Consider the following 19,303-nt stretch of genomic DNA (forward strand, 5'->3'; position numbering starts at 1 on the left):
TCGCCCCGGATGCTAACGCGATCCAGGGCGCGCCGCATTACTCCGCGTCCGGAAGCTCCAGCACCACAGGGCGGTTGCCCTGGCTGGTGCGGACCAGCAGCAGAACACCCGTGCGGTTCGCGGCGCGGGCGGCCTGCACCACGGCGCGCAGATCCGCCGCCGAGGCGACGGGTCGCTGATTGGCCTGGAGGATCACCATGCCCGGCTCGAAGCCGATCCGGGCCGCCGTCGATTGCGGCTCGACCGAGGTGATGACCAGGCCGCCCACGTTCGCGGGCAGGTCGTAGCGTTGACGCAACGTCGCGCTGACAGGGGCGACGCGAAGACCGACGACGGTCTCGCCGGCCGGAGCCTCCGGCGTCGGCTCCTCGACCGAAGGCGCGGGGCCGGTCTCGGCGCCCAGGTTCCGGGGCCGGAGTCCGACACGCACCTCGACGGTCTGGCGGCGTCCTTCGCGCAGGACCTCGAGACGCAGCGTCTCGCCGGGCCGCTTGGCCGCGACGGCGCGGGTGACCTCGGTCGATCCGTCGACCGCCCGCCCGTCCACGGCCGTCACGATGTCGCCCGGACGCAGGCCCGCCCGGTCGGCGGGGGTGTCGGGCGTCACGCTGTTGATGTAGGCGCCGCGGAAGTCGGAGGGCAGGCCCAGGGCGTCGCGCTGGTCCTCCAGGACATTGCCGATCTCCACGCCCAGATACCCGCGCTCGATCTGCTCGCCGCGCATCAGGCGGTCGGTGATGGTCTTGGCGGTGGAGGCAGGGATGGCGAAGCCCACGCCGACCGACCCGCCGGTGGGCGTGAAGATGGCGGTGTTCACGCCGACGACGCGGCCGTAGATGTCGAACGTCGGACCGCCCGAGTTGCCCCGGTTGATGGCGGCGTCGATCTGCAGGAAGTCGGTGAAGGTGCCTTCGCGCAGCGGCAGGTTTCGGCCGGTGCTGGAGACGATGCCCGCCGTGGCGCTGCCGCCCAGGCCGAAGGGGTTGCCGACGGCCAGGACCCAGTCGCCGACGCGCGGCGCGGCGTCCCCTTCGAACTGCACGAACGGGAAAGGTCCGCCGTCGACCTTGAGCACGGCGAGGTCGGTGTCCTCGTCGCGCCCGACCAGCCGGGCGGTCAACTCCCGCTCGTCCGAGAGACGCACCGTGATCTCCTCGGCGTTCTCGACCACGTGATTGTTGGTGACGATGAAGCCGTCGGCCGAGATGAAGAAGCCCGAGCCGGAGCCTTCGGAGACCACGCCCTCATCCTCCTCGCCCTGACCCTGGCCGGGCGGCTGCGCGCCGGGCGGGATGGGGAACTGGAAGGGCGTGCCGGGAATGGTGAACATTCCGCCGCCGCGCGGGGTCGGGATGCGGGCCCGGACGTCGATCTGGACCACGGCCGGGGCGACCTGGTCGAAGATGTCGGCGAAGGAGCGCGGCGCGCCCTGCGGAGGGGCGAAGGCCGCCCCGGCGACGCCGGAGTTCGGAACGATCCGCCCGGCCTGAACGGTCTCCGCCCGCGCGGTCGGCCAGTCGATGACCCCGCCCGCCGTCGCCGCCGCCGCGAAGGTCAGCCCCACCGCGGCCCCGAGCATGAACTCCTTGCGCTTCACCATCTGGTCCCGTCGTCTCGTGCTTGAGGTCGGCCCGAAAGCCTTGATCGTCCTAGATATAGCGCGGCGCCGCCGATGGCCAACGCCGGTTCGCGATCGTTCTCGGGCTCAATGCCCGCCTTGAGGCGAGGTTGCGTCAGGATCAGGGCGGCGGCTTGCCGCGCCGGTAATCTCCGCCAGCCGCGCCTCCTCCTCCGGCGACAGGGGGGCGGGCTCCGCCGTGCGACGGCGCCGCGCCCATGCCGTCAGACCCGCCAGCGCCCCCGCCGCGATCAGGAACGGCCCTAGCCAAAGCATCAGCGTGCCCGCGCGGAACGGGGGCTCGAACAGCACATAGTCGCCATAGCGGCGCACCAGCTCCTCGCGGATCTCCCTGTCGGTGCGGCCTTCCGCCACCCGCTCCCGAACCCAGGCGCGCATGTCGGCGGCGACGCCGGCGGGGGAGTCCGAGATCGCCTCGTGCTGGCAGACGACGCAGCGAATGTCCTCGAACAGGGCCTGGGCCCGGGCCTCCTCCGCGGCGTCCGGCAGCGGCGCGTCTGGCCGCGACAGCGGCTCGGCCTGGGCGGTCAGCATCACCACGGCGACGGCGGCGAAGACCAGACGACCGATCATGGGGCGGCCTTCCGGGGCTGAAGCGGCGTGGCGCGCAGCCGCCGGTCCAGCAGGCTGACCAGCCCGCCCGCCGTCATAACGGCGGCTCCGAGGAAAATCAGCCGCGCCCAGGGATTGTGATGCACCCGCAGGCTCCAGGCCTGACGCCCGTCCTCGCCCGCCCGGCGTTCGCCCAGCACCACATAGACGTCGTCCAGCCCCCGGAAATCCAGTCCGACCTCGGTCGTGGTCTGTCCGCCGGTTGGGAAGAACCGGCGCTCCGGCGTCAGGTCGCGTGGGCCCGAGCCGTCGGCGCGCCGCACGGTCACCCGCCCCTGCTCCGCCAGATAATTGGGGCCCTCGACGACCCGCACGGCGTTCAATGTGACGGCGTAAGGCCCCGCGCGCACCACCTCGCCGGGCGACACCACGCCTTGAGCCTCCACCTTGAAGCTGGTCTCGACCACCGCGCCCAGCAGGAACACGCCCAGACCGGCGTGCGCCAGGGTCGTGCCCCAGGCGCCCATCGGCAGACCCAGAGTCCGGCGACGCACCTCGTCGAACGGCGCGCGGAACAGGCGCACCCGCTCGGCCACCTCGGCCAAAGCGCCGGCGATCAGCCAGACGCCGACCGCGACGCCCACCGCCGCGAGCGCCTTGCCGAGGTCGCTCACCGCCAACGTCAGCACGCCCGCCGCCATGGCCGCGCCCGCCGCCCAGACCAGCCGCTGGCCGACGCCCCTGAGGTCGCCGCGCTTCCACGCCAGCAGCGGTCCCGCAGGCAAGAGGATCATCGCCGCCGCCATCAAGGGCGAGAAGGTCAGGTCGAAATAGGGGGGGCCGACCGAGATCGTCTGTCCCGTCGCCGCCTCCAGGATCAGCGGATAGAGGGTGCCGAGCAGCACCGTCGCGGTCGCCGCGGCCAGGAAGATGTTGTTGAGCACCAGCGTCGCCTCGCGGCTCACCGGCGCGAAGACGCCGCCGCCGGTCAGGGTCGGAACGCGCCAGGCGAACAGGGCGAAGGCCGCCCCCGCCGCCAGACCCAGGATGCCCAGCAGCACCAGGCCCCGCTCGGGGTCGACGGCGAAGGCGTGCACGCTCGTCAGCACGCCCGACCGCACCAGGAAAGCCCCCAGCATCGACAGGCTGAAAGCGGCGAGCGCCAGGAACACGGTCCAGCCCTTGAGCGCGCCCCGTCGCTCGGTGACGACGGCGGAGTGCAGCAGCGCCGCGCCCGCCAGCCAGGGCATGAAGGACGCGTTCTCGACCGGGTCCCAGAACCACCATCCGCCCCAGCCCAGCTCGTAGTAGGCCCAGAAGCTGCCCAGCGCGATGCCGGCGGTCAGGAAGGCCCAGCTGGCCAGCGCCCAAGGCCGGACCCACCGGCCCCAGGCGGCGTCGACGCGCCCCTCGATCAGGGCGGCGACCGCCAGGGCGAACGGCACCGACAGGCCGACGTAGCCGAGGTAGAGCATCGGCGGGTGGATCGCGAGCGCCGGATCCTGCAGCAGCGGGTTCAGGGACTGGCCCTGAACCGGCGCCGGGTCGATCCGTGCGAAGGGATTGGAGGTGAAGACCGTGAAGGCCAGGAACAGGCTGGTCAGAAGGGCCTGGACCGCCACCGCGCTGGTCCTCAGGCGGAACGGCAGGCCGCGCCCCAGCGCCAGCACCGCGCCGAACCCGCTCATCACCAGACACCAGAGCAGCAGGGAGCCCTCGTGGCTGCCCCAGGCGCCGGCGACCTTGTAGAGCATCGGCTTGTCGGTGTGGGAGTTGGCGGCCACGTTGACGACCGAGAAATCCGAGGTCACGAACGCCTGGATCAGCGCCAGGAACGCCAGGCCCGCCATGACGGCCGATCCGACTAACGCCCCGGACGCCGCGCCGGACAGGCCAAGGCTCAGCCGCGCCCGCCCCGCCGCCGCCAGGCCGCCCGACGCGAGCGCCAGCACGAACGACAGGATGAGCGCGAAGGCGCCGAACTCGACGATCACGTGGTCGGGCTCTCAGGACGCCATTCGCCCCGCGCCTTCAGCTTCTCGGCGACCTCGCGGGGCATGTAGGTCTCGTCGTGCTTGGCCAGCACCTGCCGCGCCTCGAAGCTGCGATCGGCCAGGAACACGCCCTCGGCCACGATCCCCTGGCCTTCGCGGAACAGGTCCGGCAGGTCGCCGCGATAGGTCACCAGGGTGGTCGCGCCGCCGTCTCCGACCATGAAGCGCACCCGCCCGTCCGCGCCATGGCTGACGCTGCCCGTCTCGACCAGGCCGCCCAGCCGCATCAGCCGCCCCTCTGGCGCGGCCTCGGGCGTCGCCTCCGCAGGCGTGACGAAATAGGTCACGCGATCGCTCATGGCCCACAGCGACAGCCCGACGGCCAACGCTAGAACAGGCGCGATCGCCGCGGTGATCCACAGTCGGCGCCGGGCCTTAGGGGATTTCGGAAGCCAGCTCATCTCGGCGCGGCTGATAAGGTCAGGACGCGGCGGAGAAAAGGCGTCACGACGCCGCCTCCAGCCGCCCGATCAGGTCGGCGCGTCGAGGATCGGCCGGCCCGAGAGTTTCGATCAGGGGCGCCCACATCACCCGGGCCTCTTCGGGCTGGCCACGTTGCAGCGCCAATTCGCCGAGGAAGTAACGGGCGCCGCCTTGGTTCGCATCCAGACGCAGCGCCTCGCGGAAGGCGGCTTCGGCGTCAGCACCGATCGTCCCCTGGGAGGCGCGGACCAACGACTCGCCCAACCGCGCCCAGGCCTGGGCGTTCGCCGGCTCCAGCGCGACGACCCGACGAAACGCCGAGGCGGAGCCCAGAGGATCGCCAGCTGCGAAGCGGGCCGCGCCCAGCATGGCCTGCGCCTGCGCGTCCTCGGGCCGTTCAGCCGCCGCACGCGCCATGACGGCCGCCAGTTGAGGCGCGTCCAGCATCTCGGGCGTCTCGGCCCACTGATCTACGCGCCGCTCGTATGGCTGATCACCGAACCCGGGCGCGGCCAACGCCAAATAGAGCCCAAGCGCCACAGCGGCTGAGACGACCGCGGCCACCAGGACCCAGCGCCGATCTTCCGGCCGCGCGACCGGGGGGGCCTGTTCGTCCCGCTCGCGGATCAGGCGCCGCGCCGCCTCGGCTCGCGCGACGGCGAAGGCGTCGTCGGTCATCAGACCTCGCGCGCGCAGCCGCTCCAGCTCGTCGAGCTCGAGGGTGGCGGGGGCGTCGGCGGGGGCCTCGCGCTCGCCGCGACGCGCGAAGGTCAGGAGCATCCACCCCGCCAGGGCGGCGGCGAGCCCGGATAGCAACCAGAAAGCCGTCATGGCCGGTTCTTTAGGCGATGGCCCTCACCGCCGCCATCCCGTCGTCCGCGACACGTGCGTCCAGGCGGCGGACGATGGCCTTGGCCAGCTCCTTCTCGCCCACGCCGGACAGGACCTCCGCCGCCCTGCGGATCAGCCGCTCGCCGTCGGTTCCGGCGCCGCGCACCTGCGTCAGCGCCTTCTCGGCGAAGTCGGCGAGGTGCTTGGTCGCGTCCTTCATGGTGGCCTGACGCGGCGATTCGCAACCGAACTCCGCCAGGGTCATCCGCGCCCGCTCGATCATGCCGAGCAGGGAGAGCGCCTGCTCGATGGCGGGCGCGTCGGGCGGCGCGCCCAGGTCGGGCTCCAGCGGAGCCGACTTGTGGGCCCCGCGCGCACGGGCGAGGGGAAAGCCGGCCTCGACCGCCCTGCCGCCGGCCTTGAGGGCGGCGAGCGCCTGACGCTCCACCCGCGCCCTCATCGCCTGGACCGCCTTGCCCCAGCGGCTGTCCGGCTGCGGCTTCACGGTCAGCCCCATCTCACGCAGGACGTCGCCGCACCAGTCCACGGCGGCGGCGACCTCGAGCACCCGATCCCGCGTCGGATTCGTCACGAAGGCCTCGATGCGGGCGACGCGCTGCTCCGTCGCCTCCAGCAGACCGTCGACGAAGGGCGCCAGTTCGGAGTTGGACAGCACGTCGCTGTTCGACGCCGCCTCGGCGCTCAGCGTCACGATCCTGAGGATCAACGGCGCGTCGGCGACATGGGCGAAGATCAGCTCGACGAAGCGCTCGGCGCCGTCCGGGGCCATGGCCGCGGCCTCGCGGAACAGCACGCGCAGCTCCGCCACCTGGTCCTCGTCCGGCCGCGCGGTCCAGGCCCGTAGACGCGGCGCGGCCTTGCGCATCAGCTGACCCAGTTCGAACAGCAGGGCGAGGCGATCCCGCTGTGTCGGGTCCGCGGCGGGCCAGGCCTTGTCCGGCGTTTCGCGCAGCGCCCGGGCCGCGGCGCGCAGGAATTGGTCGCCGATGCGGTCCACCACCGCGTCCTCGACCCCGATGGCGTCCAGCTTCTGGGCCAGCCCCGGCTCCGGCACGCTGGCCAGCTTCCACAGACGCGCCATCACGGGGCGGGGGTAGGCCGTGGCGGGAAAGCCGTCCGTGCGAGGCGTGAACAGGGCGGCGACCGGCGAGAAGGCGATGGCGCGGAGTTCGCGGTCCCGGCTTTCTCGCGCGATCATCCGGCCGAGCTCGACGGCCTGTTCGCCGGGCATCAACGAGACGGCCGCCGCCAGACGCGTCAGCGCGGCGTCGGGGACGGACTCGACGAGCTGGACGACGGCTGCGGCCTTCGCAGCCGGCAGGGCTGACATGGGCGCCTCCGGTCTCCCGCATGCTGCGCCGATCAAGGTTAAGAAAGCCTCAGGCGCCGGCGCACCCGGATCAGGACTCGGCGGCCGGCAACTCCAGGATCGCCTTCAGGCCGCCCAGGTCGCTGGCGGCCAGGGTCAGCCGTCCCTCGTAGGCGCGGGTCAGCTCGTCGACGATGGAGAGACCCAGCCCGGTGCCCGGCGTCGCCTCGTCAGCCCGCGCGCCGCGCCTCAGGATCGTCTCGCGCTGGTCCTCGGCGACGCCCGGTCCATCGTCCTCGACGACGACGATCAGCCGCCCGACGCCGGCCGGCCCGGCGACGACCCTGACCTTGCGTTCGGTCCACTTGCAGGCGTTCTCGATCAGATTGCCCAGAATCTCCTGCAAGTCCTGCCGCTCGCCGCGGAAGCACAGATCGTCCGGCGCGCGCCAGTCGATGACCACGTCCTTCTCCTGGAAAACCCGTTCCATCATCACCGCCAGCTCGTCCAGCACCTCCGGCACCAAGGTGCGTTCCCCCCCGGCCTGGGCCCGAGCGGCGGCGCGGGCGCGTCGCAGGTGATGATCGACCTGTCCCTTCATCACCTCGGTCTGGCGGCGGACGAGGTCCGGCAGGGCGCCGGATTTGCCGTTCACCTCCGCCAGCATCACCGACAGCGGCGTCTTCAGCGCATGGGCCAGGTTGCCCACGTGGGTGCGCTGGCGCTCGACGACTTCATGATTGTGCTCCAGAAGCCGGTTGACCTGCTCGGCGAGCGGCTGAATCTCCCTCGGATAGCCGCGCATGATCCGCTGGGCCTTGCCCTTGCGCACGTCCACGATCTCGTTCCTCAGGTCATAGAGCGGCTGCAGGCCGATCCGCACCTGGATCAGCACCGCCGCGATGAGCCCGAACCCCAGCAGCGCCAGGGCCGTCCAGGTCAGGCGCGCGAACTGGGCCGTGTCGATGTCGATGTTGGAGCGGTCGATCGCCGCCAGATAGACCACCCGATCCTGACGGCTGGCGATCTCCTTCAGGGTGGCTGCGACCCGGAGCGGCTCGCTGTTGGGGCCCACGTCGTTGTAGGTGATCACCGCGCCGGGCGAGGCCTCGAGCCGCTCGAAGAGGCCCCCGGGGATGTTGAGGTCCGAGTCCCACAGCGATCGGGAGCGGGCCACGGGTCTGAGCCCGCCCTCCCCGTCCGGCACGGCGATGCTCCAGTACTTGCCGGAGAAGATGTCCAGCGTCCGCTGGTCCATGATCTGCGGCGTCTCGGCGACGTCCGGGACGCGCGCCGAGGCCACGATCAGGGCGTCCAGCGTGGTGTTGAGGACACCGCCCAGGCGCCTGAGGCCGGACTCCTGGAACTGCGAGGTGAGCACATAGCCGGTGACGATCAGCGCGGCGGCGATCCAGAGCGTGGCCAGCCAGATCAGCCGGACGGTCAGCGACCGGCCGGCGCGGCCGACCTCGGCGGGCCATTGGGACCAGCGCCGGAACGGGTTCACGCCGCCTCGGACTCGCCGGCCAGCGGCGTGAGTCGGTAGCCGAGGCCGCGCACGGTCTCGATACGGTCCGGCCCGATCTTCTTGCGCAGGCGGCCGACGAACACCTCGATGGTGTTCGAGTCCCGATCGAAGTCCTGATCATACAGATGCTCGACCAGCTCGGTACGGCTGATCACCCGGCCCTGGTGCATCATGAGGTAGTGCAGCAGCCGGTATTCCAGGCTGGTCAGGCGCAGGGGCTCGCCGTTGACGCTGGCCCGCGCCGCACGCGGATCCAGCCTCAGGCCGCCGCAGGTCAGGGTCGCCTGGGCGTGACCCGCCGAACGTCTGAGCAGCGCCCGCAGGCGCGCCAGCAGCTCCTCAGTATGGAAGGGCTTCGTCAGATAGTCGTCCGCCCCGGCGTCGAAGCCCGACACCTTGTCGGACCAGGCGCCGCGCGCGGTCAGGATCAGCACCGGCGTGGTCTTGCCCTCGCGCCGCCAGCGTTCCAGGACAGAGACGCCGTCGATCTTCGGCAGGCCCAGGTCGAGCACGACGACGTCATAGGGCTCCGTGTCGCCCAGGAACCAGGCCTCCTCGCCGTCCGGGGCGTGGTCCACCGCATAGCCGGCGTCGCCGAGCGCGGCCTTCAACTGCCGCGACAGGTCGGCGTCATCCTCGACCAGAAGAACCCGCATTCAGCGCTCCGAAATGATCCGACCCGTCCGGGCGTCGACGGTGATGCTGACCACACGTCCGCCCGGATACTCCCACTGGATGATATAGACTTCCGGTCGCGCCTGAACACCGCCGGGCAGCATGCGCCCAGGCCGGCCCGCCTCGACGCGGCGCAAGACCTCGACCAGCTCCAGGCGGCGGCCTTCGCGCGCCTCCTCCCGGGCCTCGTCCTGTCGCAGCTGGGTGGCGTAGGGGCTGCGCACCTGCGCATCCGCGACGGTCGGAACCGTCGAAGCCAGGGCCGCCACGGCGGCGGCGAGGGAAAGGGCGCGAGCGTCGAACATGTCGTCGTGTGTAGTGGCGCGGCGCTGAACGCCGGCTGAATGGCCAGTGTAGACGGGCTTAAGGCGAAAGACGAACCGCCTCAGACCCGCAGCCGGCTTTCGACGGTCGTCACCGCCCGACCGGTCAGGATCACGCGGTCTCCCCGGAGTTCCGTCACGATGTCTCCGCCGCGACCGGGATAGGCCTGCAGGAACCGCACCTCGGGGCGCCCCAGCTTGTCGGCGTAGAGCGGGGCCAGGATGCAGTGGGCCGAACCCGTCGCCGGGTCCTCGGCCACGCCTGATCCGGGCGCGAAGAAGCGGTCCACCACGTCGTAGGCCGGGTCGTCCGACAGCGCGGCCACCACGATGTTGCCCCGGCCCCCGGTGGCTTCGCCGGCGATCCGGTGGAGCGCGGCGATATTGGGGGTCAGGCCCCGGACGGCGGCCGCGTCCCGCAACACAGCCACGAGATAGCGCCCGGCCCAGACCTCGTCCGGCTTCGCGCCCAGAGCCTCCGCCAGCCCCTCCGGGACGTCGGTCCGCCGGGGCGGATCGGCCGGAAAGTCCATGGCGTAGGCGTTCCCCGACCGCTCCACGATCAGGGGGCCGGAGCGGGTGTCGAAGGTCAGGCGCTCCGCCGTCGCGCCCAGCTCCGAGAACAGGACATGCGCCGAGGCCAGCGTGGCGTGACCGCACAGATCCACCTCCATCGTCGGGGTGAACCAGCGCAGGTCGAAGCGTGCCGGATCGGCGGTGGGTCGCAGGAAGGCGGTCTCGGCCTGGTTGTTCTCCATGGCCAGCGCCTGCATCCAGACCTCCTCGCGCCAGTCGCCGAGGGGCTCGACCACGCAGGCGGGGTTGCCCCGGAACGCCGCGCCGGCGAAGGCGTCCACCGTCCACTGCCTCAGGCTCATCTCGTCGTCTCCGGCTCCAGAATGGTCGCTTCGGGCCAGCGCGCCCGGGCCGACGCGGTCGTTCGCGCCCAGCCCCTGGCCACGCCGCGCAGGGGATTGGGACGCAGCACCATGTCGAAAACGTCGTCCAACCCGAAGGGCGCGGCGACGCTGATCGTGTCGTCCGGCCCAAGCCGCACGCCGATCGCGAAGGCCGGGCAGACGAACCGCTCAAGCGCTTCATCCGTGCCGCCGAGCGGCGCATAGGGCTCGCCGAACCGGCCTTCGAACCACAGGTGCACCCGCGCCTGGTTTCGCACCTCGACCATGTCCTTCAGCGGCGGCTCGAAGGCGTCCGCCACGCGGCGAATGACCACGTCCTCGGCGTCCCACGAGGTGTTCGGATCGAAGTAGCCGATGTCGAAATCCTTCAGCCCATAGTCCGGCGCGCGGCCCGTCCTCGCGTTCCAGACCGTCTGATAGACGGCGCCGGAGAAGACCCGCCAGTCCGGCAGGTCGAGCGCCCTCACCGTCGTCAGAACCCGCATCAGCGACGGGCTGCCGCGCAGGATCGCGTCCAGCTCCGGAGCCCGGCTCATCGCGCCCGGACCGGCCAGCCGTGGTCAAGCGGTCCATGCCCGCCGCCCAGCCCCGGCGCGCGCCGGATCGCTTCGGCGACGTAGGCCCAGGCCTCGGCGACCGCGGGCTCGAGCGCGAGTCCCTTGGCCAGCCCGGCCGCGCAGGCGCTGGCGAGGGTGCAGCCCGTGCCGTGTGTGTGCCGGGTCGCGACGCGATCGCCCTCCAGGACGGTCTCGCCGGTCGGCGTGATCAGCAGATCGACGACGGTTTCGCCCGGCACATGCCCGCCCTTCATCAGCACAGCCCCGGCGCCCAGCGCCAGCAGGGCCTCGCCCGCGCGGCGCTGCCCATCGAGATCACGCACCTCGACCCCCGTCAGCGCCTCGGCCTCCGGGGCGTTGGGCGTGAGCAGCGCGGCGCGCGGAACCATGAGCCGGCGCACCGCCTCCACGGCGTCCTCCGCCAGCAGGGCCTGCCCTCCCTTGGCCACCATCACCGGATCGACCACGGCGGGCGCGTCGGTTGTGTCGAGGATCGCCGCGACCCGCTCCACCACTGCGGTCGAGCCCAGCATGCCTGTCTTGATCGCGTCGGCGCCGATATCGTCCAGAACGGCGCGCGCCTGGGCCTCGATCAGATCGAGCGGCAGCGGGTGGACGCCGTGCACCCCCAGGGTGTTCTGCACCGTGATCGCGGTCACCGCCGTCGCGGCGAAGGCTCCGAGCATTGTGACGGCCTTGACGTCGGCCTGCAGCCCGGCCCCGCCGCCGGAGTCCGAACCGGCGATGATCAGCACCCTTCCGACGCCTCGCACGCCATCGCTCGCGACGCGGTCGCCTGCGGCTGCGGCGCGGGTCACGCGGGCGCGCCCGAGAACAGCTTCAGCCCCACGATGCCCGCCACGATCAGGACGATGCAGACGAGCCGCACCGCCGTCGCCGGCTCGCCGTAGGCGATGATGCCGACCGTCGCCGCCCCGACCGCGCCGATGCCGGTCCAGATGGCGTAGGCGGTTCCGATGGGCAGCCTCTGGGTCGCCACCCACAGGAAGGCGAAACTCGCCAGCATGGCCAGGCCGACGCCCAGCGAGATCCAGGGACGCTGCGGTCCCACATATTTGAAGCCCGACGCCCAGATGATCTCCAGCACCCCGGCCAGCGCCAGCGCGAACCACGGATTGATTGCGGCGAATCCCATGGCCGCCACATGGCGGGCCCAGGCGCGCGGGGCAAGCCTTCAGGCGCCGAGCGGCCCCCTGAAGATGAACCAGGCCCCGCCGGCGATCAGGGCGAAACCGATCAGGTGGTTCAGCGTCAGCCGTTCGCCCAGATAGGCCACCGAGAAGACGGCGAAGACCAGAAGCGTGATCACCTCCTGCATCGTCTTCAGCTCGGCGGCCGAATAGACCTGATGGCCGATGCGATTGGCGGGCACCGCGAGCCAGTACTCAAAGAAGGCGATGCCCCAGCTGGCCAGCACCAGGACCCAGAGCGGCCGTCCCTCGAACTTCAGGTGACCGTACCAGGCGAACGTCATGAAGACATTCGACAGCACCAGCAGCAGCACGGGCGTGACATAGGGCGACAGGGACATGAGGACCTCGCGAGGGCGCGCCTCGTCATCCGACGGGACGGACCTCGCCGCAAGACAGGGCCATCCGCCGGGCCTCGCCCGCCGGCCCTATCTGAAGATGCAGGCCCGACCGGCGTAGAGGCCGGTGACGCGGGCGTCGTCGCCGGTTCCGCTCAGGAAGCCGAACACCTCGCCGACGCCGAACTCGGGCCCGACGGAGCCCTCGGTCACCTGTACCTCGGGGCTGGCCGCCCGGATCTCGGCCAGCGTCGAGCCGACATGGATTTCGCCGATCGTGGAGAAGGTCTCCGGCGCGTCCTCGCCCGCGAAATAGCCGGCGAAGCGGCCGCCCTCGAACAGCAGGTCAAGATCGGCCCCGTAGGTCAACGTCGTGAGGCCCAGATCGGCGCATTCGCCACGCTCGGGCTCGCGACCCCAGAAACCATTCAGAAACTCCGTCACCTGGGCCTCGGTCCAGCCGAACGGAATCTTCAGCGCCGTGCCGCCGCCGGGCTGGGCCGGGGTCAGGCCGTCGGCCTCGAGAAGGCCGCCCGCGGAGGCGTCGAAGCTCGCCGGCTGGGCGGCGTCGGTCGCGGCGGGCGCATCCGCCGGCGCAGGCGCTTCGGCGGGTTGCGAACAGGCGGCGAGGGCCAGGACGGAGGCGGTCAGGATCAGAATGCGCATGGCCTCACCCTAACGTCGGTCTCCGACAGCGCCAAGACCGCGCAGGCTCGCCGCCGCGCTTGACTCCGCCGGTGAGTCGGACGACAGCGGAGGCGCTCTCGCGGGAGAGATCGGGCGGCTTCGGCCGGCCCGGAGCCGAAGGCGCAACCGCCCCGGAAACGCTCAGGCAAAAGGACCGCGGAGCGCACGGACGCTGGAAAGAGCCCGGCCGGGCTCGCCGACGGAGCAAGGCGCTATACCTCTGGCGCCGGAATCTCTCAGGCTCACGGACAGCGGGGGCGAGGCGCGCGTCGCCTCCGCTCGCCTCAGACCCGGAGACCTGGATGTCCGATCAGACGCTCAAGACCACCCCGCTGAACGCCGCGCACCGCGCCCTGGGCGCCCGGATGGTCGGGTTCGGCGGCTACGACATGCCGGTGCAGTATGAGGGGGTCCTGGCCGAACACCGCTGGACCCGCGAGCACGCCGGCCTATTCGACGTCTCGCACATGGGCCAGTGCAAGATCACCGGCGCGGACGCCGTCGCCCAATTCGAACGCTTCACGCCCGGGGATTACGCCGCGCTGAAGGCCGGCAAGCAGAAGTACTCCCTGCTGCTCAACGACGACGGCGGCATCATCGACGACCTGATGGCCGGCCGGCCGGATCACGACGGCCTGTTCATCGTCGTCAACGCCGGCAACAAGGACCAGGACTTCGCCTTCTGGCGCGCCCGCCTGACCGGCGATGCGACGCTGAAGGTGCTGGACGACCGGGCGCTCCTGGCCATCCAGGGGCCCGAAGCGGCCGAGGTCATGGCGGCGTACGAGCCGATCCTGGCCGACATGGGCTTCATGGAGTGCGCGCGGCTGATGCTGTTCGGCTGCGACTGCTACGTCTCGCGCTCGGGCTACACCGGCGAGGACGGCTACGAGATATCGGTCCCGGCCGATCAGGCCGAGCGCATCTGGAACACCCTGCTGGAGGACGCCCGCGTCAAGCCGATCGGCCTGGGCGCGCGGGATTCATTGCGCCTTGAGGCGGGCCTGCCGCTGCACGGCCATGACATCGACCCGACCACCAGCCCGGTCGAGGGCGCGCTGACCTTCGCCCTTTCCAAGTCTCGCAAGGAGCGCGCGGACTTCGCGGGGGCTCAGCGGGTGCTGAAGGAACTGGCCGACGGCCCGTCGCGGGTCCGCGTCGGCCTGATCGTCAAGGAAGGCGCCCCGGCCCGGGAAGGCGCCGAGATCGCCGACGCGGACGGTCAGGTGATCGGCAAGGTCACCTCCGGCGGCCCGTCCCCGACCCTGGGGAAGAATATCGCCATGGGCTACGTGCCGCCGTCGCACGCCGCGCTCGGGACCGAGCTGAAGGTCATCGTGCGCGGCAAGGCCGCGGCCGCCGAGGTCGTCGCCATGCCGTTCGTCGCCCAGCGCTATCACCGCAAACCCAAGGCCTGAGAGGGGCTCGCCATGCATTTCACCAAGGATCACGAATGGGTCCGCCTCGAGGGCGACGTCGCCGTCGTGGGCATCACCAAGCACGCGGCCGAGCAGCTCGGCGACGTGGTGTTCGTCGAGACGCCCGAGGTCGGCAAGACGGTCGCCCAGAAGGACGGCTTCGCCGTGGTCGAGAGCGTCAAGGCGGCGTCCGACGTCTACGCCCCAGTGTCGGGCGAGGTGGTCGAGGCCAACGACGCCCTGTCCACCGCGCCGGAGACGGTGAACGCCGATCCGGAAGGCGCCGGCTGGTTCGCCAAGATCAAGGTCGCCGACGCGTCCCAGCTGGACGGGCTGATGGATCGCGCCGCCTACGACCAGTACCTGACGACGCTCTAACTCGACCCGCTGATTAAGAGTCAGCTGCTCTATCGGCCGCTCCCCCGGCCCGGAGGCATCCATGCGCTACCTGCCCCTGACCCCCGACGACCGGTCCGCCATGCTGGCGGCGATCGGCGCCGAGTCGATCGACGACCTGTTCGTGGACGTGCCGCAGTCGGCGCGGCTGGACGGGCCGGTGGACCTGCCGCGCGTGGCGGGCGAGCTGGAGGTCGAGCGGGCGCTGAAGGCGATGGCCGCGAAGAACACCGTCGCGGGCGACGCGCCCTTCTTCTGTGGGGCGGGCGCCTACCGTCACCACGTGCCGGCGACGGTGGACCACATCATCCAGCGCTCGGAGTTCCTGACCAGCTACACGCCCTATCAGCCCGAGATCGCCCAGGGCACGCTGCAGTACCTGTACGAGTTCCAGACCCAGGTCGCGAACCTGACCGGCATGCCGGTGGCCAACGCCTCGCTCTATGACGGCTCGACCGCCATGGCCGAGGGCGTGCTGATGGCGACCCGCGTGACCCGCCGAAACAAGGCGGTGATCTCGGGCGGGGTGCATCCGCACTATGTCGCGGCGACCGAGACGGTGGTGCACGCCGTGGGCGTCGAGACCGAGGTGTTGCCCGCCGCCATCGACGCCGAGGCCGATGTGATCGGAAAGATCGGGCCGGACACCGCCTGCGTGGTGGTGCAGACGCCCAACGTCTTCGGCACGGCCACCGACGTGACGAAGATCGCCGAGGCGGCGCACGCCGCCGGCGCCCTGCTGATCGTGGTGGTGACCGAGGCCGTGTCGATGGGCCTGCTGAAGTCGCCGGGCGAGATGGGCGCCGACATCGTCGCGGCCGAGGGCCAATCGATCGGCAATGCGCTGAACTTCGGCGGCCCCTACGTCGGCCTGTTCGCCACGCGCGAGAAGCTGGTCCGCCAGATGCCCGGCCGCCTGACCGGCGAGACGGCGGACGCCGACGGCCGCCGCGGTTTCGTCCTGACCCTGTCGACGCGCGAACAGCATATCCGTCGCGACAAGGCGACCTCCAACATCTGCACCAACTCCGGCCTGTGCACCCTGGCCTTCACGATCCACATGAGCCTCCTGGGCGAGACGGGCTTGAGGAAGCTCGCCCTGCTGAACCACGAGAAGGCGCTGACAACGCGCGATGCCCTGGCCGCCATTCCGGGCGTCGAGGTCCTGACCCCGCGCTTCTTCAACGAGTTCGCGGTGCGGCTGCCGAGACCGGCGGCCGAGGTGGTCGATCGCCTCGCCGAGCACCGCGTGCTGGCCGGCGTGCCCTATAGCCGGCTGGCGCCGGAGGCCGGCATGAACGACGTGCTGCTGGTCGCCGCCACCGAGACGACGCTGGATGCCGACATCCAGATCCTGGCGAGCGCGCTCGCCAAGGTCCTGGCGAACTGAGGAGCCGAACGATGAGCACCATGAACACCGTCGGCCGCCCGACCACGCCCAACACGGTTGAAACCAAGCCCGCCACCCTGACCGGCGGCCGCGGCCTGCTGCAGGACGAAGCCCTGATCTTTGAGGGCGACGGCTGGGGCAAGACGGGAGTCGACCTGCCCGAGCCCAAGACCGATGGCGGCGACCTGGGCGACCTCGTGCGGCGCGATCCGATCGGCCTGCCGGGCCTGTCTGAGCCCGAGGCCATGCGCCACTATGTGCGGCTGAGCCAGAAGAACCACGCCATCGACCTGGCCATCTATCCGCTGGGCTCGTGCACGATGAAGCACAACCCGCGCCTGAACGAGAAGATGGCGCGCATCCCCGGCTTCTCCGACATCCACCCGCTGCAACCCGTATCGACGGTGCAGGGGGCGCTGGAGCTGATGGACCGGCTGGCCCACTGGCTGAAGACCCTGACCGGCATGCCCGCCGTCGCCCTGTCGCCCAAGGCGGGCGCGCATGGCGAGCTGTGCGGCCTGATGGCCATCCGCGCGGCGCACGAGGCCAGCGGCCAGCATGAGACGCGCCGCAAGGTGCTGGTGCCGACCTCGGCCCACGGCACCAATCCCGCCACCGCCGCCTTCGTCGGCTATTCGGTGGTCGAGGTGGCCCAGACCGACGACGGCCGCGTCGATGTCGCCGATCTGGCGTCCAAGCTGGGCGATGATGTCGCCGCCATCATGGTGACGAACCCCAACACCTGCGGCCTGTTCGAGCGCGACATTCTCGAGATCAGCCGCCTGACTCACGAGGCGGGCGCCTATTTCTATTGCGACGGAGCCAACTTCAACGCCATCGTCGGTCGGGTGCGTCCGGGCGACCTGGGCGTCGACGCCATGCACATCAATCTGCACAAGACCTTCTCGACCCCGCACGGCGGGGGCGGTCCGGGCGCGGGTCCGGTGGTGCTGTCCGAGGCGCTGGCCCCCTTCGCCCCGGCGCCCTGGGTGGTCTCGGACGGGGACGACTTCAAGCTGCTGGAGCGTGCGGAAGAGGACGCGGAACAGGCCTTCGGCCGCCTGTGCGCCTTCCAGGGCCAGATGGGCATGTACGTCCGCGCGCTCAGCTACATGATGAGCCACGGCGCTGATGGGCTTCGCCAAGTGGCCGAGGACGCCGTCCTGAACGCCAACTACATCAAGGCGCGCCTGCAGGACCTGATGAGCCCCGCCTTCCCGGACGGTCCGTGCATGCACGAGGCGCTGTTCGACGACGAATGGCTGAAGGGCACGGAGATCACCACGCTCGACTTCGCCAAGGCGATGATCGACGAGGGCTTTCACCCCATGACCATGTACTTCCCGCTGGTCGTGCACGGGGCCATGCTGATCGAGCCGACCGAAACGGAATCCAAGGCAGAGCTGGACCGCTTTATCGAGGCCATGCGTGCGCTGGCCACCGCAGCGAAGGCCGGCGACGTCGATCGCTTCAAGGGCGCCCCGTTCCACGCGCCGATGAAGCGCCTGGACGAGACCCGCGCCGCCCGCCAGCCGGTCCTGCGCTGGACCGCGCCGGAAGGCTCTAACCTCGCGGCGGAGTGAGAACAAAACCCGAGGCCTGACGGTTCAGACGGGGACCCGCCGCAGGGAGGGGCCCCGTCATCGCCTTCGATCTGAGCCAGGACATCCTCCAGCCGCTGGGCTTCATCCTGACGGCCATAATCGCCGGCGGCCTGATCGGGTTCGAGCGGGAGTGGCGCGGACGATCCGCCGGCTTCCGCACCCATATCCTGGTGTCTCTGGCGGCCTGCCTGCTGATGCAGGCGTCGCTGAGGCAGACCGAATGGTTCATGCCGGGCCTGCTGGAGGACTGGGTGCGGACCGACCCGGTCCGCATGGCTCACGGCATCCTGACCGGCATCGGCTTCCTGTGCGCCGGCGTGATCTTCCGCACCGGCTTCTCCGTACACGGCCTGACCACGGCCGCATCGCTGTGGATGAGTTCGGCGATCGGGACGCTGGCCGGCGCGGGGATGGTGGCGCTGGCTGGGCTGGCGACGATCACCACCCTGATCGTCCTGGCGGTGCTGCGGCTGGTGTCGCGGGCGGCGACGGCTCGGACGGTGGTTTATGTCACCGTCTCATGGCGGCGTAACGGGCCCGGCCCCAGGCAGGCCGTCGAGGCGCTGCTGCGCAGTCGCGACAGCAGCCTGAGCCCCGGCAAGCGCGACCTTTGCGCGACCAGCGACCAGCGACGACAGAGCTGGCGACTGAGCATCTCTGACGCCGACCTCGACCGCCTCGCCGACGAGCTGGCCGCCGTCCCCGAGGTGGTCGGCTTCACCCTGGACCCGCGCGAGGGCTGAGTTGGTCATTGTCCATAAACCCTCTTTCCGGCATGACTGGAACGGATGGCGAACGCAGCGACTCGGATCGTGGGGCTGGACCCCGGCCTTCGGCGCACCGGCTGGGGCGTGATCGCGGTCGAGGGCGCGCGCCTGCGCTGGATCGGTCACGGCGTGATCGCGCCCCCCGAAGCCGCGCCCTTCGCCGAGCGCCTGTTGGCACTGCTGGAGGGCGTGGCCGGCGTCTGCGCCGCGCATTATTGTGACGAGGCCGCGGTCGAGGAGGTGTTCGTCAACATGAACCCGGCCTCGACGCTGAAGCTCGGACAGGCCCGCGGCGCCGTGATCCTGGCGCCCGCGCGGGCCGGGCTGACGGTCGCCGAATACGCTCCGACGATGATCAAGAAGGCCGTGGTCGGCGCCGGACAGGCGGACAAGGCCCAGGTCGCCTTCATGGTGCGCCGTCTGCTGCCCGGGGCCGGAGACGTCTCGGCCGACGCCGCCGACGCGCTCGCCGTCGCCATCGCCCATGCGCACTATCGCACCGCGCGGAGAGCCGCGTGATCGGGCTCATTACATTCCTCCCCAGGAGCGAAGCGAACGGGGGAGGGGGACCATGCGCAGCATGGTGGAGGGGGCGAGTTCAGGCCCCGGCGTTTGGGGTCGCCCCCTCCACCGCTTCGCGGTCCCCCTCCTCCGCTGCGC

At 71.0% G+C, this 19,303-nt stretch carries 21 protein-coding genes and 2 riboswitches; of the genes, 6 read left to right on the forward strand and 15 right to left on the reverse strand.

The genetic code is table 11. The features are described 5' to 3' along the window. Positions 1-37: 37 nt before the first annotated feature. The 15 genes from ACFFGE_RS05950 to ACFFGE_RS06020 all read right to left on the reverse strand — a co-directional run bounded on the left by ACFFGE_RS05950 (position 38) and on the right by ACFFGE_RS06020 (position 13,047). Positions 38-1,600, reverse strand: coding sequence for a Do family serine endopeptidase (locus ACFFGE_RS05950; protein WP_376835328.1), 1,563 nt, complete (start codon positions 1,598-1,600; stop codon positions 38-40). A 105-nt stretch (positions 1,601-1,705) separates the two neighbouring features. Further along, positions 1,706-2,212: a cytochrome c-type biogenesis protein gene (locus ACFFGE_RS05955; RefSeq protein WP_376835330.1), complete on the reverse strand. Its 507-nt coding sequence runs from the start codon at positions 2,210-2,212 to the stop codon at positions 1,706-1,708. Continuing rightward, positions 2,209-4,185 carry a heme lyase CcmF/NrfE family subunit gene (locus tag ACFFGE_RS05960; protein WP_376835332.1) on the reverse strand — a complete coding sequence of 659 codons (1,977 nt, stop codon included), beginning with the start codon at positions 4,183-4,185 and terminating at the stop codon, positions 2,209-2,211. Before ACFFGE_RS05960 ends, ACFFGE_RS05955 begins: the two co-directional genes overlap by 4 nt. Next, the gene (ccmE, locus tag ACFFGE_RS05965; protein WP_376835334.1) at positions 4,182-4,646 is read right to left on the reverse strand and encodes a cytochrome c maturation protein CcmE; all 465 of its coding nucleotides are present in this window, start codon (positions 4,644-4,646) and stop codon (positions 4,182-4,184) included. Before ccmE ends, ACFFGE_RS05960 begins: the two co-directional genes overlap by 4 nt. A gap of 43 nt (positions 4,647-4,689) precedes the next feature. Continuing rightward, a complete protein-coding gene (gene ccmI, locus ACFFGE_RS05970) occupies positions 4,690-5,499 on the reverse strand; it encodes a c-type cytochrome biogenesis protein CcmI (protein ID WP_376835336.1) in 810 nt (269 codons plus the stop codon). 10 nt (positions 5,500-5,509) lie between these two features. Further along, positions 5,510-6,850, reverse strand: a complete 1,341-nt coding sequence (locus tag ACFFGE_RS05975) for a hypothetical protein (RefSeq protein ID WP_376835338.1) — start codon at positions 6,848-6,850, stop codon at positions 5,510-5,512. Between the two features lie 70 nt (positions 6,851-6,920). Beyond that, entirely contained in the window at positions 6,921-8,336 is a 1,416-nt protein-coding gene (locus tag ACFFGE_RS05980; protein ID WP_376835339.1) for a sensor histidine kinase, read from the reverse strand. Beyond that, positions 8,333-9,013: a response regulator transcription factor gene (locus ACFFGE_RS05985; protein WP_376835340.1), complete on the reverse strand. Its 681-nt coding sequence runs from the start codon at positions 9,011-9,013 to the stop codon at positions 8,333-8,335. Before ACFFGE_RS05985 ends, ACFFGE_RS05980 begins: the two co-directional genes overlap by 4 nt. Then, positions 9,014-9,337, reverse strand: a complete 324-nt coding sequence (locus ACFFGE_RS05990; RefSeq protein ID WP_376835341.1) for a hypothetical protein — start codon at positions 9,335-9,337, stop codon at positions 9,014-9,016. A gap of 80 nt (positions 9,338-9,417) precedes the next feature. Further along, a complete protein-coding gene (locus tag ACFFGE_RS05995; protein WP_376835576.1) occupies positions 9,418-10,227 on the reverse strand; it encodes a PhzF family protein in 810 nt (269 codons plus the stop codon). Between the two features lie 2 nt (positions 10,228-10,229). Continuing rightward, positions 10,230-10,811, reverse strand: coding sequence for a nucleotidyltransferase family protein (locus tag ACFFGE_RS06000; protein ID WP_376835343.1), 582 nt, complete (start codon positions 10,809-10,811; stop codon positions 10,230-10,232). Further along, positions 10,808-11,605 (reverse strand): bifunctional hydroxymethylpyrimidine kinase/phosphomethylpyrimidine kinase, encoded by a 798-nt coding sequence (gene thiD / locus ACFFGE_RS06005; RefSeq protein ID WP_376835577.1) that lies wholly within the window; start codon positions 11,603-11,605, stop codon positions 10,808-10,810. Before thiD ends, ACFFGE_RS06000 begins: the two co-directional genes overlap by 4 nt. 41 nt (positions 11,606-11,646) lie before the next feature. Next, positions 11,647-11,988: a DMT family transporter gene (locus tag ACFFGE_RS06010; protein ID WP_376835344.1), complete on the reverse strand. Its 342-nt coding sequence runs from the start codon at positions 11,986-11,988 to the stop codon at positions 11,647-11,649. A 39-nt stretch (positions 11,989-12,027) separates the two neighbouring features. After that, positions 12,028-12,384: a DMT family protein gene (locus ACFFGE_RS06015; RefSeq protein WP_376835345.1), complete on the reverse strand. Its 357-nt coding sequence runs from the start codon at positions 12,382-12,384 to the stop codon at positions 12,028-12,030. Positions 12,385-12,471: 87 nt separating this feature from the next. Continuing rightward, positions 12,472-13,047, reverse strand: coding sequence for a hypothetical protein (locus ACFFGE_RS06020; protein ID WP_376835346.1), 576 nt, complete (start codon positions 13,045-13,047; stop codon positions 12,472-12,474). Positions 13,048-13,137: 90 nt separating this feature from the next. Continuing rightward, positions 13,138-13,235: riboswitch (glycine riboswitch) on the forward strand. 3 nt (positions 13,236-13,238) lie between these two features. Next, a riboswitch (glycine riboswitch) is annotated at positions 13,239-13,322 on the forward strand. A gap of 48 nt (positions 13,323-13,370) precedes the next feature. Between ACFFGE_RS06020 and gcvT the strand changes: the two genes are divergently transcribed. The 6 genes from gcvT to ruvC all read left to right on the forward strand — a co-directional run bounded on the left by gcvT (position 13,371) and on the right by ruvC (position 19,162). After that, a complete protein-coding gene (gene gcvT, locus ACFFGE_RS06025; RefSeq protein ID WP_376835347.1) occupies positions 13,371-14,486 on the forward strand; it encodes a glycine cleavage system aminomethyltransferase GcvT in 1,116 nt (371 codons plus the stop codon). Between the two features lie 12 nt (positions 14,487-14,498). Beyond that, positions 14,499-14,864, forward strand: a complete 366-nt coding sequence (gene gcvH, locus ACFFGE_RS06030) for a glycine cleavage system protein GcvH (RefSeq protein WP_376835348.1) — start codon at positions 14,499-14,501, stop codon at positions 14,862-14,864. Positions 14,865-14,925: 61 nt separating this feature from the next. Then, a complete protein-coding gene (gcvPA, locus tag ACFFGE_RS06035; protein ID WP_376835349.1) occupies positions 14,926-16,272 on the forward strand; it encodes an aminomethyl-transferring glycine dehydrogenase subunit GcvPA in 1,347 nt (448 codons plus the stop codon). A gap of 11 nt (positions 16,273-16,283) precedes the next feature. Next, positions 16,284-17,855 carry an aminomethyl-transferring glycine dehydrogenase subunit GcvPB gene (gene gcvPB / locus ACFFGE_RS06040; protein WP_376835350.1) on the forward strand — a complete coding sequence of 524 codons (1,572 nt, stop codon included), beginning with the start codon at positions 16,284-16,286 and terminating at the stop codon, positions 17,853-17,855. 116 nt (positions 17,856-17,971) lie between these two features. Next, positions 17,972-18,619, forward strand: coding sequence for an MgtC/SapB family protein (locus ACFFGE_RS06045; RefSeq protein ID WP_376835578.1), 648 nt, complete (start codon positions 17,972-17,974; stop codon positions 18,617-18,619). A gap of 45 nt (positions 18,620-18,664) precedes the next feature. Beyond that, the gene (gene ruvC, locus ACFFGE_RS06050) at positions 18,665-19,162 is read left to right on the forward strand and encodes a crossover junction endodeoxyribonuclease RuvC (RefSeq protein ID WP_376835351.1); all 498 of its coding nucleotides are present in this window, start codon (positions 18,665-18,667) and stop codon (positions 19,160-19,162) included. The last annotated feature ends 141 nt before the right edge of the window (positions 19,163-19,303 follow it).

This window comes from Brevundimonas balnearis (genome assembly GCF_042434805.1).
GTDB classification, from domain to species: domain Bacteria; phylum Pseudomonadota; class Alphaproteobacteria; order Caulobacterales; family Caulobacteraceae; genus Brevundimonas; species Brevundimonas balnearis.

Coding starts and splice junctions, on each gene's coding strand:
- ACFFGE_RS05950 (WP_376835328.1), bottom strand. CDS start 1,600: ATGGTGAAGCGCAAGGAGTTCATGCTCGGGGCCGCGGTGGGGCTGACC.
- ACFFGE_RS05955 (WP_376835330.1), bottom strand. CDS start 2,212: ATGATCGGTCGTCTGGTCTTCGCCGCCGTCGCCGTGGTGATGCTGACC.
- ccmE (WP_376835334.1), bottom strand. CDS start 4,646: ATGAGCTGGCTTCCGAAATCCCCTAAGGCCCGGCGCCGACTGTGGATC.
- ccmI (WP_376835336.1), bottom strand. CDS start 5,499: ATGACGGCTTTCTGGTTGCTATCCGGGCTCGCCGCCGCCCTGGCGGGG.
- ACFFGE_RS05975 (WP_376835338.1), bottom strand. CDS start 6,850: ATGTCAGCCCTGCCGGCTGCGAAGGCCGCAGCCGTCGTCCAGCTCGTC.
- ACFFGE_RS05985 (WP_376835340.1), bottom strand. CDS start 9,013: ATGCGGGTTCTTCTGGTCGAGGATGACGCCGACCTGTCGCGGCAGTTG.
- ACFFGE_RS05990 (WP_376835341.1), bottom strand. CDS start 9,337: ATGTTCGACGCTCGCGCCCTTTCCCTCGCCGCCGCCGTGGCGGCCCTG.
- ACFFGE_RS06000 (WP_376835343.1), bottom strand. CDS start 10,811: ATGAGCCGGGCTCCGGAGCTGGACGCGATCCTGCGCGGCAGCCCGTCG.
- ACFFGE_RS06010 (WP_376835344.1), bottom strand. CDS start 11,988: ATGGGATTCGCCGCAATCAATCCGTGGTTCGCGCTGGCGCTGGCCGGG.
- ACFFGE_RS06015 (WP_376835345.1), bottom strand. CDS start 12,384: ATGTCCCTGTCGCCCTATGTCACGCCCGTGCTGCTGCTGGTGCTGTCG.
- ACFFGE_RS06020 (WP_376835346.1), bottom strand. CDS start 13,047: ATGCGCATTCTGATCCTGACCGCCTCCGTCCTGGCCCTCGCCGCCTGT.
- gcvT (WP_376835347.1), top strand. CDS start 13,371: ATGTCCGATCAGACGCTCAAGACCACCCCGCTGAACGCCGCGCACCGC.
- gcvH (WP_376835348.1), top strand. CDS start 14,499: ATGCATTTCACCAAGGATCACGAATGGGTCCGCCTCGAGGGCGACGTC.
- gcvPA (WP_376835349.1), top strand. CDS start 14,926: ATGCGCTACCTGCCCCTGACCCCCGACGACCGGTCCGCCATGCTGGCG.
- gcvPB (WP_376835350.1), top strand. CDS start 16,284: ATGAGCACCATGAACACCGTCGGCCGCCCGACCACGCCCAACACGGTT.
- ruvC (WP_376835351.1), top strand. CDS start 18,665: ATGGCGAACGCAGCGACTCGGATCGTGGGGCTGGACCCCGGCCTTCGG.